The following is a 13,343-nucleotide window of genomic DNA, read 5'->3' on the forward strand; positions in this document are numbered from 1 at the left end:
TGCTTAACTATCTGTAATTTATAGCTGTTTATCTTTGATTTCTGACGAATATTGTAGCAGATCAAATGCTGGGGAATTTGATTTGTATCAGCAGTTTCAGCGTGCTTGTAGCAATAAGTATGTTTTTATCTTGAACCCGAATCGACGGTAAAACAATTGCTTATCTAGGGGTTTAGATTGACAGTTTGTTGCGTAATTTGCTGAGCAGTAGGTTTTTGAGTTGTTTGGTTTTAGGTTTATTGTTCAGCGTCCATGGCACCGGCCGACATTGTTCCATGGTTTTAAAACCCAGACGAGCCGTGAGTAGCCCGGCGCCAATGCCTTGAGCGGCTTTGCTGGATAACTTGGCGGTGAGTTCTGCACCCAATAGGTCGCTACCGAGGTCGGTGATGACTTCACTGGTTGCCGCGTAAATCATGTTTACAAATACCGATTTGATGAGTTTGATGCGGCTAAAATAGCCAAGTTCTACACCGTAAATTTTTGCGACAGCTTCAATCATTTTGATGTTTCGCCAAAAAATAATCAACATGTCGACTATTGCCAGTGGGCTAATGGCCACCAATACCGCGGCTTCACCAGACCATTGGCTAATCGCTTGTTTAGCGCGGTCATCGAGTGGTTTTAATACCGTTTCACTGTATAGGCTGACAACCTCGGCATCACTGTGGTTTTCATTTAGCCAGTTTTGCCAAGTGAGGTACTCTTGGCTGTCGTTTAAGCCCTGTAGTTTTGCCAGTTTTTCACAGTAAAGCTGGGCGTTGCCACGGCCTTGCCCCTGCAGTAGCAGTTCCCCTTGTTGGTGTTGTTTTTGGTATTTTTTAAGTCGTCTTAAATTTGCCAGTTCTTTGATGAACATTGATAGCAGTGCAAGCACAATGGTGCCGCTGATTGCTGAATAGATCCCTGCTCGGATCGGAGAGCTTTGCCACAGTTCGAATAAACTTAATGTTAGTTCGCCGATGCCCATTGCCAAGGCGGCACCCACCCCATATTTTAGCCAACCATTGCTCTTTTTACTCTGTAGTTCCAATTTTATGGGCTCCAGATCTGGGGCTTCCTGCCATTGTTGTTGGTCGTCGATAACTTGTTTTGCTGCCAGTTGCTCATTACTGTCTTGCTTGGCTAAAGGGTCTAGTATTTTGGCCTGGGACTCGGCATCGAGCACCTGTCGGGGTTTGATTGACGGATTCATCGAAACTTGTCTCCTAATAGAAATTCAATGGCTTGGTCGAGTCGAATATGTGGCAGTGCCGTGTAAGGTGAACAGGCCGGAGGTTGAAAGGGACTAAACTCAAATCCTTGGTTTTGCCAAAACTGTTGTTTCGGTAAACGGTTGGGGACTTCACCGGGAAATAGCATGGTAGTCTTTTGAGTCGCTTGATCGCTTTGTAAGATCCCTTTAATTGCCGCAATGTTGACACCATTGAGCTTGGCAGTACCAGCCTGAGTCGCTTTAATTGAGGCTAAGGCCATCGTTTCGGTGTCGATCCCCTCAAATTTAACATGGCGTTTCCCGTCGGCAACTACTTCGCTAAGCAAGCTCACTAAACGAGTATGTTGCTCTGGTGTGACATGGTCTGCCTTGCTGGCAGCAAACAACAGTTTGTCGATCTTCGGTGAAAATAGGCGGCGTAACAGGCTTGATTGCCCGTAATTAAAACTGTGCAGTATTTGATTAATGGCTAACTGCATGTCGCAGAAGCTATCGTGACCGTTGTTAAGTGGGCTGAGACAATCCACCAATACAATTTGCCGATCAAACTTAATAAAATGCTGTTGGTAAAACCGTTTCACCACATGTTCTTTGTAGTACTCAAAGCGTTCCGTTAGTAAAGCCAAGTTGCTGTTTTTAACTTGCACCTTTGTACTCGCTAAATCAGGTTGAATGGGGAAAAAAGCTAAGACTGGCGCGCCCGCGAGCTCGGCGGGCAATACGAAACGGCCGGGTTGAATGTGGTGCATCCCCAATTGGCTTTTGCAGTCATGTAAATATTGGGTATAGGCCGCAGCGATATCTGCGACTTGTGTTTCGTTAGCTGTGGCGTTTACATCTAAGTGGGCCGCCTGTTGTTGCCAGTGCTCGGCGAGCTTAGCCTTACGTGAGTCTTGTAAGCCTGTATTTATATGTTCGCACCACTGCTGATAGTTCATATTGAGCAGTGGTAAATCAAGTAGCCACTCGCCGGGATAGTCGACAATGTCTAGTGTTAGATTGGCGGTGTGACTCAATTTTCGCCAAATGACGGATTGCGGTTTATAGCGTAATTTTAGACGAATTTCACTCACCCCGTGAGTTGGTTTGGGCCAGCTCGGGGGTTGGCTTTGCAGCGCAGCTAAGCCACCTTGATAGTCGAAACTTGCTAAGTGGAGATGTGGCTGAGGGCTGCGTTTCGCCCCTAAAAAACCATGTTCACGAGCCAGTTTCCATAGTGGCAGTTGATGATTTTCTGCCCCTAATAATAATTGGTTTACCAAAGAAGTAATAAATGCTGTTTTACCGGCACCACTGAGGCCCGTGACGGCAAGTCGTAAGTGCTTATCCATGCTGAGCTTGGCTAAGTCGTCGGCTTTAGTTTTAATGTTCGATAATCGAGAATGATTCATAAATTTAGTGGCAACCGTTCATGGGCGAATATTCGGCTTAGCTTATTTGTCAGGGTTTATGCCTAAGGCGTTTACTTGAACAATAGCAGTGAAGCTTAATCCACTAAGCCAATACATCCCAAGTGCTTTTGTTCACCAAAGTACGAGAGATTGTTTTTTAGTCAAGGGAGCACGCAAAACACACTCAACTTATTCAATATATCGGGGCTTATGCGGCTTTTTCAAGTTGTCGCTTGGCGCCCCGCCCATTGGCTAAACCATGTGACTGCGATTCAATCTAGCAAAAGTTGGTGCAGAGGTGGATTAAATTTTGTTCATGTTGTGGCGGATAAGCGCCACATTTTGCAAGCTTAGTGTGCTGATGCGCTGGCTTTGACTTTGACCAACAGGATGGGGATCGCCAGTGCGGTTAAACTCGCCATAATCAAGAATATGCCACTTCCTAAGGGAGCGTATAAGGCGCTGCATAAGAAAATTAGCAACGCGGTCCCCATATTTAAGGCTATCGCCGAATATAGTGCCTGTAAGGGGATCGCTTGTTCTTTGGGGGCTTCACTCCCGATGTATTTAATTGCTGCTAGTTGGGTTAAGGCAAAGGTTAATGCATGCATCGTTTGCGATAACATCATCATCGGTAGTAATTCTGCGCTGCCCAATAAGCCCCAACGGATAACGCCGCCTATTGCTGCAAATAACAACATGCTTCTTGCATCCCAACGGCGAAACCAGCGGCTACCAAAGATGAGAATGCTCATTTCAAAAATGACACCAATCGACCAGAGGTAACCGATGGTTGATTCGGAATAATCAATGCTTTTCCAATATAGCGTACCATAGGCATAGTAGGCGGCATGGGAGCTTTGAATCAAGGTGGTCACAGCGATAAATCGTAAGGCATGTTTTTGTTTCAATACGGGCCATAAACGCCCTGCATGGGGGTTGCTACTGGCTGCTGGTTCTAACAGTTTTTCGGCAGGTGATAATAGTGAGATCCCCCACAGCACCAACAGTGAGCCAGCGGTGGCATATAAGATTAAGGAATGAGAAAAATAACCAAGTGCATTGCCGATGATGGTGGACGAGATAACAAAAGCAATGGAACCGAATACGCGAACCCGACCATAGTCAAGCTTGAGCTGATTGACCCATTTGGTTGCGGCTGCATCTCCAAGCGGGATTAAGGTAGCAATGAAAAAGTTAGCGGCCAAGGTGAGTATTGTGAGCCAAATATAGCCCTTTAAATAAAACAGGCAAGTGACCACTAAAATGCTGGCAAAGCTGATCCAACGGATCCCTGGTAGTAGGTGATTAGCCGATTTTATGCGTGGCATCAGTACCACGTTGCCAACAAAGCGGGCGACCATGCTAAATCCAATCAACAGCCCAATTTCACTAGGGTTTAAGCCTTCACCTTCTAACCATAAGGCCCAGAATGGTAAAAAGATCCCCCATACGAAAAATAAACCTGAAAAATATAAACTTATCCAAGTTGCTGCTTTTGGATTTCTCACTTTTACCAAACCTTATACTGCTTAATGGCAGCATTATAGCGCCAATTTTTGAATAACATAGCCGCTTGTTCAATGGGAATCAGCGAGTGAATATATGGTTGTTTCCAAATCCTGATACCTTTAGATTTTTCATCTATAATTTATTAAATTACATTGCTTTGTAACTGATATTTTGTTGAAGGGTGATTTATTTATCTGGCTTGTGCTTGAAATATAGTTTTGAAATTTTTAATTTGAAGATTTAAATCGCATCCATCAGCAAATAATTTGTATTTGGAATAGCGATGAATGCGCGCTTGTGAGCCCTGTACTCAACAGGTCAATTTGAGAGCAATTTTGTTGGTAACATATCCCTGCGAACCGTTACTTACAGACTGGTATGGTGATCCTCTGACACCGCCTGTGATAAATCTCCGCCGACTCTCATTGTGAAATTTTGGGATGGCTATTAATACAGCACTGGGGATATTTACGTTTATCATGAGCCTGAAGTTGTATCATAATAGTCGCTTAATTCAATCCTTATGGCCGCTGTTTTCGTCGAGACTTACGCCTGCCGAGGTTTGCTTAAAATAGGGAAGTAAAGTGTGACGAAACAACCATAGCCAATCACCCAAAAGCCAACCGCGATGGAAATGACATACCGATAATCACTTAAAAAGTACCCCAAAAAGACGCGAGTCACAAAGCATAGAATGATTGCGATCAATCCGAACGTCATGATTCTTCCAACCTCAATTTTTCTACCCGTATGGCCTAAAGAAACACGTGAAATCATGGATAGGATCATGGTGGCCATCGCGCCAACGGTTAAGGTGTGGATCGCTTGGGAATGATTTACCATGGTAGACACTTCTGATAAACCGTAGATGAATAAGCCGAGCGCAATGCACCAGTAACTGATGTGTAAACTCCAAACTAATGGCGTTTTGATGGTTACCCATATTTTCCAGCGAAATACCCGCACTGCATGTGCAGCGCTGGCGATAAAAAATATTGCAGCGCTCAATGTCGAAGGGAGTTTGATAAATGGTAGGCTGCTGATTAAGGCTAACAAGGTGCTGCCAATAACCACTTTTTCTAAGTAAGCAATTGGCTCCACGCGCGCTGTTTGGGTGCCGTTTGCAGTGAACATAGGGAATACGCGTCCGCCCATAATGCTCATCACTAAGGTGACTAATAACACCATCAGCGTGCTGGAATTATCGATGAATGGCTCAAGTGGTGTGACGACTTTGCTATGCATGCTGATATTGGCAATGCTCATCAGCAATAATATGGGGATAAATATCAAATTACGCCACAATCTAGCTTTTATAATTGGGTAAGCCAGTGCAGCTGTGGCTAACGGCAAAAAAGCAATATCAAGCAGTGCAATCAGCCAATGTGGTACACTATTTGGCAGCAAAAATAACCCCCTGGCAATCATCCAAACCGCAACTAAAAGTAGCAATCCAGTGCTATTTAAACTGCGTATTTTGGTCCAGGTTTGAACCGCCGTTAATAAAAAACCAATAATAATTGCAGCCACAAAACCGAATAGCATTTCATGCATATGCCACCATAAGGGACCGCCATAAACATGTAATGTCACGTCGCCAGTGAAGAATCCGTTCCATAGCAGTAAACTGAGGATACTGAACAGGGAGGCGAGGAGGAAAAATGGACGAAACGCAAGTTCTAAAAACGCCCCTGTTTGTGCTTGCCTTGGCTTGTTATTTTTGGGATCTGAAATCATGATCATCGTTAGGCTCTCAATTGAAGATCGATTGGGTATATGATTAGTGAAAGATTTAACTGGTTCTAGAATCTCGATTTAAAAGCGTCGTCAGTTGATATTGGTTATTGACGCCAAGTAAATCAGCTAAGGTATATGCATCCAAGGTTTTGAAAAAATTCTCTTGAGCTTCGGCAAAAATATTCTTCAATTGGCAACTCGGAGTAATGACACAACGATTATTTTCGCCAAAACATTCGACCAGCTTGCTGTTATCTTCCATTTCCCGAACTAGGCTACCGATGCCAATTTGATTCGTTTGACGATTTAATTTAAGACCGCCATTTTTTCCGCGGACGGCCAATAAGTGACCTTTAGCATTCAGTTGCTGAACAATCTTCATCAGATGGTTCTTGGAAATGTCGTAGCTTTGGGCGATTTCTTGGATGGTACAGAGTCGATCTTTATTGACCGCTAAGTAAATGAGTAGGCGAAGGGAGTAGTCGGTATAGCGAGTGATTTGCATGCTACGCACCCAAAATTTGAGATATATAAAGATGTATTTAAAATACATCTTTTAGTGGGTGTTTGGTAGTTTTTATTCGGAGAGTTAAGCGCCGCTTGGCGTTAGTGGCAACGAGTGCTGGTAAATCGAATTGAGTTTGGGATCTTATACTCTGATATTTTTAATGTTTTGACTTTTAATTTATATACTTACCTTGTTGATGCTCTTAGTATTAGTGGTACTCATGAGTCAAAGATTTAAAGGACTAAATGTGCTGAATAATAAACGAATAATTGTTGCGATAGCAGTTTCTCTTGGCTTATGCGGATGTAGCTCCAGCGACGACAGTCACACCTCTGCGGTTAATGTGGACTTGAGAATTATAGAAACCACAGATTTACATACCAATATTATGGATTTTAATTACTACACTCATAAACAGGATCCAAGCATTGGTTTAGCGCGTGCGGCGAGTTTAATTAGTGCGGCACGCCAAGAAGTAAGCAATGCGGTGTTGGTCGATAATGGGGATTTATTGCAAGGTAGTCCAATGGGGGATTACATTGCCAGCGTTGGTTTAAGCGATACACATCCCGCATATAAGGCGATGAATACATTAAATTATGTGGTGGGCAATATTGGTAATCACGAGTTCAACTATGGTTTATCATTTTTAGAGAAAGCCATCGCGGGTGCCAATTTTCCTTATATTAACGCAAACGTTATTTGTGCGAATAAAAATGGCTGTTGGGGAAATGTTGAATTTGGCGAAAATCTGTTTAATCCCTATCTCATTCAGCAGACTTCGGTACGCGATACCCAAGGTAATCTGCACACTGTGAATATTGGTTATATTGGCTTTGTACCACCACAAATTCTGCAATGGGACAAAACCAATTTAAGTGGCGAAATAGCAGTACTTGGTATTACTCAAGCGGCTAAACAGTTTGTGCCAGCAATGCAAGCGGCGGGTGCAGACTTAATTATTGCAATCCCTCATTCCGGTATCGGTTCTAGCGAAAACCCTGGTGATCCACAGGCTGAAAATGCAACCTTTGCCTTAACCTCAGTGGCAGGGATTGACGCGATTATGTTTGGACACAGTCATTCGGTATTTCCAGCCGAACGCTATCGTGACCTGCCAAATACCGATATTGAGAGAGGTTTATTGAACGGTATTCCGGCAGTTATGCCGGGGCGCTGGGGCGATAACATTGGGATTGTCGATTTAAAGCTCACCAAGCAAAATGGTAAGTGGCTGATTCATCATTCTGAATCGCAAGCTGAGGCTCGTCCCGTTTATGATAATGCCAATAAGGTTGCGTTAGTTCGTGGTGAACAGAGTATTCGGGACGCGGTGGCGGTAGAGCACCAAGCCACAATCGATTTTGTGAGCCAGCCGATTGGTGTGGCGGCTTCAAATATGTTTAGCTTTTTAAGCTTGGTGCAAGACGACCCATCGGTGCAGATTGTGTCGTTAGCGCAAATTGCGGGTGTAAAAGCCAAGTTGCCTGATGAGCTTAGAGGGCTGCCTATGTTGTCTGCCGCTGCACCATTTAAAGCTGGTGGTCGCTACCAAGAAGGGGATGCGAGTCAGTTTGTTATGGTCCCTAAAGGGCCACTTTCTTATAGTAATGCGGCTGACTTGTATGTATATCCCAATACCATGGTGGTGCTTAAAGCCACAGGGGCAGAGTTAAAAGACTGGCTGGAGTGCAGTGCCAATCAATTTAATCAAATCGACCCAACTATTAGCACACCGCAAAACCTGATTAATCGTGAGGGCCACCCGACTTATAATTTCGATGTTATTGATGGCTTAAGATATAAAATTGATGTCACGCAACCGAGCAAGTTTGACAGTCACTGTGCACTGGTCAATGCGACGGCCAGCCGGATTGTCGAGTTAAGCTATACCGATGAAAAAGGTGTGGTGATTACTGGTCAAGCACTTGCCAACAAAGAATTTTTAGTTGCATCTAATAACTATCGAGCGTTTGCTGGCGTTTTTGCGGGAACCGGTTCTGAACATGTCGTATTAGAGTTACCAGATACTAATCGTGAAGTATTAGCCGCTTATATTTCTGAGCAGTCACAGCCTAATGCCTCCGGTACTTACAACGGCATGGTTGATCCAACAGCGGATTACAATTGGGATTTTAAAACCATTACGACGGATGTCACCTTAGATGTGCGTTTTGAGACTCAAGATAGTGAACTCGCTGACCAATTTGTGGCCGAAAATCAGCAACGTAAGATGGAAAAACTTAGCGCTGTTGATGCGATGGCAGGTTTTGCGATTTATCGAATTGACTTAAACTCTGAACCTGTTCGCCCTTAACTCGGGGAAATCCTTTGCTCATGTTATTTGCATCGTCACGTGGGTTTCTGGATTTGTAGGATTGGCCCTAGAGCTGCAGCGGTTAGCCGTTTGATATGGCTATTTATGCACTAGGGCTTGATTGAGGAGGCTTCGATAAGGGCTAAATTTTAGCGCTATTAATGTCTCGATAATCGCTCTGCCTTACATCTAACAAGCATTAATGGAGGCTGTTATGTACTCACACTTTTCAGTGAAGGTGCGAACGAAGTCGTGGTTTGAGAACAACTCTGGTAGAAAAATTAGCGGCTAGATACTTGATATGTAGCAGATACCGTTGAAGCTCCCCCGTTGAAAAAATAAATCATATCGTTTTGATATATTGAGGGGGCCTTGAATCAATTGATGCAAGCTGAGTAGGCCTATTGTGAATCCGCCATCGTATCAAATTTTTCTGCAGCAAAGCTTTCCCAATAGTCATACGCTATGTACCAGATATTTCATTGGTGTATCAGCGATCGTACTGCTACCTTGTGAAAAAGGTTGCGCGAGTAAACACCGCTTGTGTCGCGGATTCAGTCTCGGTCCATGATTGTCGCATTTCCTGATGTATTTTCGCCGCGCAATGGTCAACCGCTCTTTGGTTGACCTTAATTTAACTCATCAATCGAAATATTATGTGTATTCATTTTCATATAAGTGAAGCTATGGCTCGCTTATTTAAGACCTGTTAATTGTGGTGGATATCGCCTCAACTGGCCGTTAATGGTTTAGGGGAAAGTGAGTATCGCCCTTCATTTGGTGACCCGATGACAGGTCATCAAATTGCTGTCCATTGCCGGTTTACTTTGGAGGCGCTATCCGTTTGATCCTCTCGAACTTAGAAGGTTCAGATGAACAGAGCAATTCCAAATACGATCAGAATGCCGCCAGCGAATCTTTCTATAATGTGAATGCTTCGTTTTAAATAAGTTTGGACTCTCTGTTGACCTATCATTGAGGCAACTAAAAGATCCCAGATAAACACCGCGAAAACCATCCAGATACCGGAGCAGATTTGCTGGGTCAGGGTGACCTCGCTGCCCAGAATAACCGTCATTAAGCTCATATAAAATAACGCGTTTTTGGGGTTTAACAGCGCCGAGTTAATCCCTAGCACTAATTGTTTACTAACCGTAGGAAGGCTCTGTTCCTTGGTTTTGAGAACGGCATCACTTTTTTGACTGCGGAGCAGTTTGGATCCTATCCACAATAGATAGATAGCGCCGAGGGTTTCGACAACAGAAAAAATTTGAGGGGAGTCTCGGATGCTGGTCCATCCGATGATGGCGATTGCAATGTAAATTGCGTTTCCAGCCGCGACACCGACACAGATGTATTTACTTCCTTTCAGTTTATGTCTCACGGAGTGACCAATAATCAGAAAGAAATCTTGCCCCGGGCTTAACAAGGCAACGAAATGGGCAAGAGCCAGCGCAGGAAAAGCGGTCGGTAAAAGAGTACTTAACATGATAAAAGTGACCTATAGCTAATGAATCATCGAACTATAGGTTGATTGAGTCAGGATTTATTGTCGAAAAATGACTTTAACTGCTGATATTGGCGTGGTGTGGAAGCGGTGTAGTTCACAAAAGCTCGATGCAGTTGGCTTTGATCCGAATAGCCCACTTCGCTTGCGACATCGATAATATTTACTCCTGATTTTAAGAGGTATTTGGCCTTCTCAATCCGACTATTATTGAGAAACGATTTTGGCGTAATACCGAAGCAGCGCTTGAAGTTGCGAATGACAGACTCTGTTGAACAGCCTAGTTGTTGAGATATATCGTGGTTCGAAGGCGGAGAAACCATGTTATTTAGTAAATGTTGCTTAATTTGAAGTGCCAAGTTGTTGTCAGTTTTATTGAATACAGGCGCACAGTAGAGATTTAGAATATCAAATAATAGTGAATCTATATGCGAAGCGTTGTTTTTGGTTTTATTGGTCTTTTTTAATAAAGTATTTATTAAAAAAGAAAGCTCGTTTGCGATTTTCAGATCAGTGAGTCGAATATGGGTACATGTGATTTGATCAACTTGACGCTGGTATAATGCCGAGAGTGCTTCACAGCACCAGCTTTCATCAACATAGAGCATGTGGTAGCTACGAGCGTTGCCATTGACAGGGTTACAAGCGTGAACCGCATGTGGTTGAATCAAAACCATATCACCTTGATTTAAAAGTATTTTTTTATCTTTTATCGATAGGCAAGTGGTTCCGACTTCAATCAAGCCAATAGACAATGCTGAATGGCTATGGGCTTTGTAGCCTTGCATGCTGTTGTAGGTTGTTCTTACCTCGAGATGAGGAAGCTGTTGACTGCACCAAAACTGCTGTTCGATATGACGAACGCTGCCACTCACGTGATACTTGCTCCTGAACATTGTGCTGATTGAGCCTATTTTCACCTATATCATTCTAGAGTCAACTGAATGATAAAATATGTGGGCTTATGCTGCGGCATTCAATCAACCCAATACCTACCGCTTTTTAAGCGGCAATGCAGCGCATGATGGTGCTGCATTGCTATTTTATGAAGGCTTATAAGCCTCGTTTTTCCATCCAAAGAGCCAAGTCGACAAGGCGATTAGAGAATCCCCACTCATTATCATACCAAGCGAGGATCTTAACTAAATTGCCACCAATCACTAAAGTTGAGAGGCCATCGATAATTGAAGATCGAGGATCACCTTGATAGTCACTTGAGACTAAAGGCTCTTCACTATAACCGAGGATCCCTTTTAGCGGCCCGTTTTGCGCTGCCTGTTTAAATGCGGTATTAACTTGTTCTACTGTGACCTCGGTTTTTAATGTTACCGACAAGTCGACGATGGAAACGACTGGAACTGGCACGCGAAGTGAGTAACCATTAAGTTTACCGTCTAATTCTGGAATAACCCGGCCAATCGCTTTCGCTGCGCCGCTTGAATAGGGCACAATGGATAACGCCGCCGCCCGTGCGCCACGTAGATCTTTTTCGGGCTGATCATGCAGCGCTTGGCTCGCAGTATAAGCGTGAGTGGTATTCATTAAACCGTGTTCAATTCCAAAGGTTTGATGCAGAACCTGAGCTGCAGGGGCTAATCCATTAGTGGTACAACTCCCGTTACTTACCACAAAATGCTGACTTGGATCATACAACTGGTGGTTAATGCCCATCACAACGGTGAGTGCATCATTTTTGGATGGGGCTGAAATAATCACTCGTTTGGCTTTACCAAATTGAATATGCTTTTCGGCTTGCGACTTGTCAGTGAATAAACCTGTGGCTTCAATCACAATGTCTACGTCACAGCGCTCCCAGGGGATCTGCGCGGGCTCGCGTTCATTGAATACACGAATGGCTTGGCCATTGACCCAAATTGTTTCATCGTTGTTTTCAACATCGGCCGCAAGTACTCCCATTAAAGAGTCGTATTTAAGTAGATGTACCAAGGTATGGCTATCGGTTAAATCGTTAATTGCGACGACTTGAATCCGATCATTGTTTAAGGTTGCGCGAAGAACATTGCGTCCAATACGGCCAAAGCCGTTAATGCCCACTTTTAGCATAACTATTTCCTCATCAGTGTTATTGAGGAAAATTTTAATATGGATGCGGATGTCATAAATGACAACAAACAATCAATTTAAGACAGATTCTCTGCTGAAGGTTGGCGGATCGCGAAGCGTTCACGATAGGCTTTTGGCGTAACCTGTAGATGCCGTTCAAATACCCGTCGTAAGTTAAGGCTATTACCCAATCCGGTATCTTGGGCGATACGCTCTAATCTATCCATGCTTTGTTCAAGTTTGTCTCGGGCTGCGTTCAAGCGGATTTCTTCAATGTATTTTGCGGGGGTGATGCCCGTTTGCTTGCTAAATACTCGGGCGAAGTTACGCGGACTCATCGAGACTCGGTCAGCCAATCGTTCTATCGATAGATCATGATTGAGGTGTTCCTGGATCCAAATTTGTAGATCTCGGATTGGACCAAGCTCGGGTGTCTCAGGTAAGCGATAGCGACTAAATTGGGCTTGCCCACCGGGGCAGCGTAAAAACATCACCATTTCTTGCGCAACATCTCTTGCCAAGTGGTAGCCACAATCTTGTTCTATCATTGCCAGGGTCAAATCAAAGCCAGCGGTCACTCCGGCCGAGGTCCAGACTGGACCATCTTGAACAAACATTGGTCCGCGTTCTACGCTGACGTTGGGGTATTGTTCTGCCAGTAAATTAATTAGGCGCCAGTGGGTGGTCGCCTTTCTATGCTCCAAGAGTCCAGCTTGAGCAAGCAGTAGCGCTCCTCCGCAAATAGAGGCGGTGCGTATGGCATTAGGAGCGGCAAGTCTTAACCAATCGGCAATAATGCTACGCTCTTGTTCAATTCCCCCACGCCCTGTCACCATAATTGTATGGCGCTTGATGGTCGGGTCTAAGTCAATTAGCCGTGTGTTCGCGAGTAGCTTGAGTCCAGAATAACCATGCACAACATGATGAGACTGGGTGGTGGCGATTGTGACTTGATAAGCGATATCGTCGCCACTATCGGTGAGAAATTTATTTGCCCATTGCAAGAGATCGGCGATTCCGGTGGATTCAAATAGCATTCCACCTTCTGGGACGATAATCAGAAAGTCACGCATGATTTGTCCTTATTTGAA

At 44.1% G+C, this 13,343-nt stretch carries 10 protein-coding genes; 1 reads left to right on the forward strand and 9 read right to left on the reverse strand.

What is annotated here, in order from left to right; translation table 11 throughout:
• Positions 1-172 precede the first annotated feature (172 nt).
• The 5 genes from ACRRS1_RS06720 to ACRRS1_RS06740 form a co-directional block, all read right to left on the reverse strand.
• Positions 173-1,195 carry a YcjF family protein gene (locus tag ACRRS1_RS06720; protein ID WP_432468110.1) on the reverse strand — a complete coding sequence of 341 codons (1,023 nt, stop codon included), beginning with the start codon at positions 1,193-1,195 and terminating at the stop codon, positions 173-175.
• On the reverse strand, positions 1,192-2,607 hold the full coding sequence (locus tag ACRRS1_RS06725) for a YcjX family protein (RefSeq protein ID WP_432453926.1): 1,416 nt from the start codon (positions 2,605-2,607) through the stop codon (positions 1,192-1,194). Before ACRRS1_RS06725 ends, ACRRS1_RS06720 begins: the two co-directional genes overlap by 4 nt.
• Before the next feature lie 350 nt (positions 2,608-2,957).
• The gene (locus ACRRS1_RS06730) at positions 2,958-4,118 is read right to left on the reverse strand and encodes a 3-phenylpropionate MFS transporter (RefSeq protein ID WP_432468109.1); all 1,161 of its coding nucleotides are present in this window, start codon (positions 4,116-4,118) and stop codon (positions 2,958-2,960) included.
• Between the two features lie 547 nt (positions 4,119-4,665).
• Positions 4,666-5,862: an NnrS family protein gene (locus tag ACRRS1_RS06735; RefSeq protein ID WP_432468108.1), complete on the reverse strand. Its 1,197-nt coding sequence runs from the start codon at positions 5,860-5,862 to the stop codon at positions 4,666-4,668.
• Between the two features lie 49 nt (positions 5,863-5,911).
• Positions 5,912-6,361, reverse strand: a complete 450-nt coding sequence (locus tag ACRRS1_RS06740; RefSeq protein ID WP_432453923.1) for an RrF2 family transcriptional regulator — start codon at positions 6,359-6,361, stop codon at positions 5,912-5,914.
• Positions 6,362-6,611: 250 nt separating this feature from the next.
• Here ACRRS1_RS06740 and ACRRS1_RS06745 point away from each other — a divergent pair, with 250 nt between their 5' ends.
• Positions 6,612-8,681, forward strand: coding sequence for a bifunctional 2',3'-cyclic-nucleotide 2'-phosphodiesterase/3'-nucleotidase (locus ACRRS1_RS06745; protein ID WP_432468107.1), 2,070 nt, complete (start codon positions 6,612-6,614; stop codon positions 8,679-8,681).
• 868 nt (positions 8,682-9,549) lie between these two features.
• Here ACRRS1_RS06745 and ACRRS1_RS06750 read toward each other — a convergent pair.
• The 4 genes from ACRRS1_RS06750 to ACRRS1_RS06765 all read right to left on the reverse strand — a co-directional run bounded on the left by ACRRS1_RS06750 (position 9,550) and on the right by ACRRS1_RS06765 (position 13,325).
• On the reverse strand, positions 9,550-10,170 hold the full coding sequence (locus ACRRS1_RS06750) for a LysE family translocator (protein ID WP_432453921.1): 621 nt from the start codon (positions 10,168-10,170) through the stop codon (positions 9,550-9,552).
• Between the two features lie 50 nt (positions 10,171-10,220).
• Complete coding sequence (locus ACRRS1_RS06755) at positions 10,221-10,976, reverse strand: AraC family transcriptional regulator (RefSeq protein WP_439033351.1); 756 nt, start codon at positions 10,974-10,976, stop codon at positions 10,221-10,223.
• A gap of 265 nt (positions 10,977-11,241) precedes the next feature.
• Positions 11,242-12,252 carry a type I glyceraldehyde-3-phosphate dehydrogenase gene (gap, locus tag ACRRS1_RS06760; RefSeq protein ID WP_432468106.1) on the reverse strand — a complete coding sequence of 337 codons (1,011 nt, stop codon included), beginning with the start codon at positions 12,250-12,252 and terminating at the stop codon, positions 11,242-11,244.
• 77 nt (positions 12,253-12,329) lie between these two features.
• Entirely contained in the window at positions 12,330-13,325 is a 996-nt protein-coding gene (locus tag ACRRS1_RS06765; RefSeq protein ID WP_432468104.1) for a GlxA family transcriptional regulator, read from the reverse strand.
• Positions 13,326-13,343 lie beyond the last annotated feature (18 nt).

Origin of the sequence: Agarivorans sp. Z349TD_8, from assembly GCF_050870825.2 — a bacterium.
Classification (GTDB): domain Bacteria; phylum Pseudomonadota; class Gammaproteobacteria; order Enterobacterales; family Celerinatantimonadaceae; genus Agarivorans.

What these genes read in the sequence shown, in the direction of transcription:
- ACRRS1_RS06750 (WP_432453921.1), bottom strand. Translation starts at nt 10,170, where the DNA reads ATGTTAAGTACTCTTTTACCGACCGCTTTTCCTGCGCTGGCTCTTGCC.
- ACRRS1_RS06755 (WP_439033351.1), bottom strand. Translation starts at nt 10,976, where the DNA reads ATGCAAGGCTACAAAGCCCATAGCCATTCAGCATTGTCTATTGGCTTG.
- ACRRS1_RS06740 (WP_432453923.1), bottom strand. Translation starts at nt 6,361, where the DNA reads ATGCAAATCACTCGCTATACCGACTACTCCCTTCGCCTACTCATTTAC.
- ACRRS1_RS06765 (WP_432468104.1), bottom strand. Translation starts at nt 13,325, where the DNA reads ATGCGTGACTTTCTGATTATCGTCCCAGAAGGTGGAATGCTATTTGAA.
- ACRRS1_RS06720 (WP_432468110.1), bottom strand. Translation starts at nt 1,195, where the DNA reads ATGAATCCGTCAATCAAACCCCGACAGGTGCTCGATGCCGAGTCCCAG.
- ACRRS1_RS06725 (WP_432453926.1), bottom strand. Translation starts at nt 2,607, where the DNA reads ATGAATCATTCTCGATTATCGAACATTAAAACTAAAGCCGACGACTTA.
- gap (WP_432468106.1), bottom strand. Translation starts at nt 12,252, where the DNA reads ATGCTAAAAGTGGGCATTAACGGCTTTGGCCGTATTGGACGCAATGTT.
- ACRRS1_RS06735 (WP_432468108.1), bottom strand. Translation starts at nt 5,862, where the DNA reads ATGATCATGATTTCAGATCCCAAAAATAACAAGCCAAGGCAAGCACAA.